The organism is Pseudomonas sp. SDO5591_S426 (assembly GCF_054070755.1).
Window position 1 is genome coordinate 1 of the sequence record NZ_JBSVXD010000372.1, and the last position, 2,192, is coordinate 2,192.

Genomic DNA, 2,192 nt, shown 5'->3' on the forward strand with positions numbered 1-2,192 from the left:
GTGTAAAACTGTAGGAGCTGCCGAAGGCTGCGATCTTTTGACTTTTGGGGCTTACAACACGGATGCCGTCTGCGGCAATTTCGGCTGGCGATACAGGTCCAGCAGCACCTGATCCAGAACCGACGATGCACCGAACGGGGCCTTGTCGTTGAGGATCGCCACCACCGCCCAGGTATTGCCGTTGACGTCGCGGCTGAAACCGGCGATGGCGCGCACGGTGTTCAGGGTGCCAGTCTTGACGTGGGCTTCACCGCGCATCGCGGTGGTCTTCAGGCGTTTGCGCATGGTGCCGTCGGTGCCGGCAATCGGCATCGAGCTGATGTACTCGGCCGCGTAAGGGCTGTGCCACGCAGCTTGCAGCATCGAAGCCATTTCCCGGGCGCTGACGCGTTCGGCGCGGGACAGGCCGGAGCCGTTCTCCATCACCAGATGTGGCGCGGTGATGCCTTTCTTCGCCAGCCACTGGCGCACTACGCGCTGGGCAGCCTTGGCGTCATCGCCATCGGCGTCGGTGCGGAATTTCTGCCCCAGGCTCAGGAACAGCTGCTGGGCCATGGTGTTGTTACTGTACTTGTTGATGTCGCGGATGATTTCCGCGAGGTCCGGCGAGAACGCCCGTGCCAGCACCTTGGCGTCTTTCGGCGTTGGCGCCAGCACATCCTTGCCCTGAATGCTGCCACCCAGCTCTTTCCAGATCGCACGAACGGCGCCAGCGGTGTAGGTCGCGTGGTCGAGCAGCGACAGGTAAGTCTGCGAGCTGCAGCCTTCACCCAACTGACCGCCGACCGTCACGGTCACGCTGCCATCGGCCTGAGGCACCGGGTTGTAGCGCACGCCACCGGTGCATTGCTTGGAGTTGAGGGCCTTGACCTGATTGTCGATGCGGATGCTGGCGATCGGCGGTTCAACGGAGACCAGCACCTTGCCCGAATCATTACGTGCAACGAATCGCAGGGCCTTGAGGTTGACCAGCAGCGCATCGGGCTTGACCAGGAACGGCTTGTTCTCGTCGTTGCCGTCGTCGTTGAACTCGGGCAGTTGCGGTTGCACGAAGAAGTTCTTGTCCAGCACCAGGTCGCCGGTGACCTGGGTTACGCCGTTGGCGCGCAGGTCGCGCATCAGCAGCCAGAGTTTTTCCATGTTCAGCTTCGGATCACCGCCACCCTTGAGGTAGAGGTTGCCGTTGAGGATGCCGCCGCTGAGGGTGCCATCGGTGTAGAACTCGGTTTTCCACTGGTGATTCGGGCCGAGCATTTCCAGCGCCGCATAAGTGGTGACCAGCTTCATGGTCGACGCCGGGTTGACCGACACGTCGGCGTTGAAAATGGTCGGAGTGCCGGGGCCGGTGAGCGGAATCATCACCAGCGACAGGGCGTTGTCCTGCAACTTGCTGGCCTTGAGGGCTTTTTCAACGTTGGGCGACAGAGCGGTGTTGATCGGTTCAGCGGAAACGGGGAGGGCCAGCGGCAAAAGAAGGCTGGCCAGCAGCAATGGACGCAACGATTTGATCATGTGAAATAAAACCCTACAGCCGAGGGGGAAAAGACGAGGGCATGAACATGAAAGCCCTCCGCGGTCATGAAAGTGTCGGCATTATGCCCCAAGGTGTCGTGGCTTGTGCCGTGCCTTGGCCTTCTAATCCGCTATTTTTTTACCGGCGGTAGGCTGCGGCCGTTCAGAGACGGGCAATTGGCGGCTTAAACTGCTAAAGTGCCGGCCGTTATTACTTAAGAGGATTGTTCCAATGGCGACTAACCGTTCCCAGCGTCTGCGCAAAAAACTGTGCGTCGATGAATTTCAAGAGCTGGGTTTCGAGCTGAACCTGGATTTCAAAGAAGATTTGGCTGATGAAGCCATTGATGCTTTCCTCGATGCGTTCCTTAAAGAAGCCATGGAAGCCAACGGTCTGGGTTATGTTGGCGGCGACGACTACGGTCTGGTTTGCCTGCAGAAGCGTGGCTCGGTCAGCGCTGAACAACGCGCCGCCGTTGAAGCCTGGCTCAAAGGCCGCACCGAGCTGACCAGCGTTGAAGTCAGCCCGCTGCTGGACGTCTGGTACCCGGAAAAGCCGATCAATCCGGTAGCTTGATGTTCTGAAAAACGGCGACCCGAGGGTCGCCGTTTTTTTAGGATCAAAGGATCGCAGCCTCGTTGCACTCGACAGCTCCTACAAGGGAATGCGATCTCCTGTA

General features: G+C 59.3%; 2 protein-coding genes. One reads left to right on the forward strand and one right to left on the reverse strand.

Annotation, left to right across the window (positions count from 1 at the left end; translation table 11 throughout):
- Nucleotides 1–51: 51 nt before the first annotated feature.
- Nucleotides 52–1,512, reverse strand: coding sequence for a D-alanyl-D-alanine carboxypeptidase/D-alanyl-D-alanine endopeptidase (gene dacB, locus ACW9JC_RS30050; protein WP_338585582.1), 1,461 nt, complete (start codon nt 1,510–1,512; stop codon nt 52–54).
- Nucleotides 1,513–1,744: 232 nt separating this feature from the next.
- Here dacB and ACW9JC_RS30055 point away from each other — a divergent pair, with 232 nt between their 5' ends.
- On the forward strand, nt 1,745–2,089 hold the full coding sequence (locus ACW9JC_RS30055) for a YggL family protein (RefSeq protein WP_007971486.1): 345 nt from the start codon (nt 1,745–1,747) through the stop codon (nt 2,087–2,089).
- Nucleotides 2,090–2,192 lie beyond the last annotated feature (103 nt).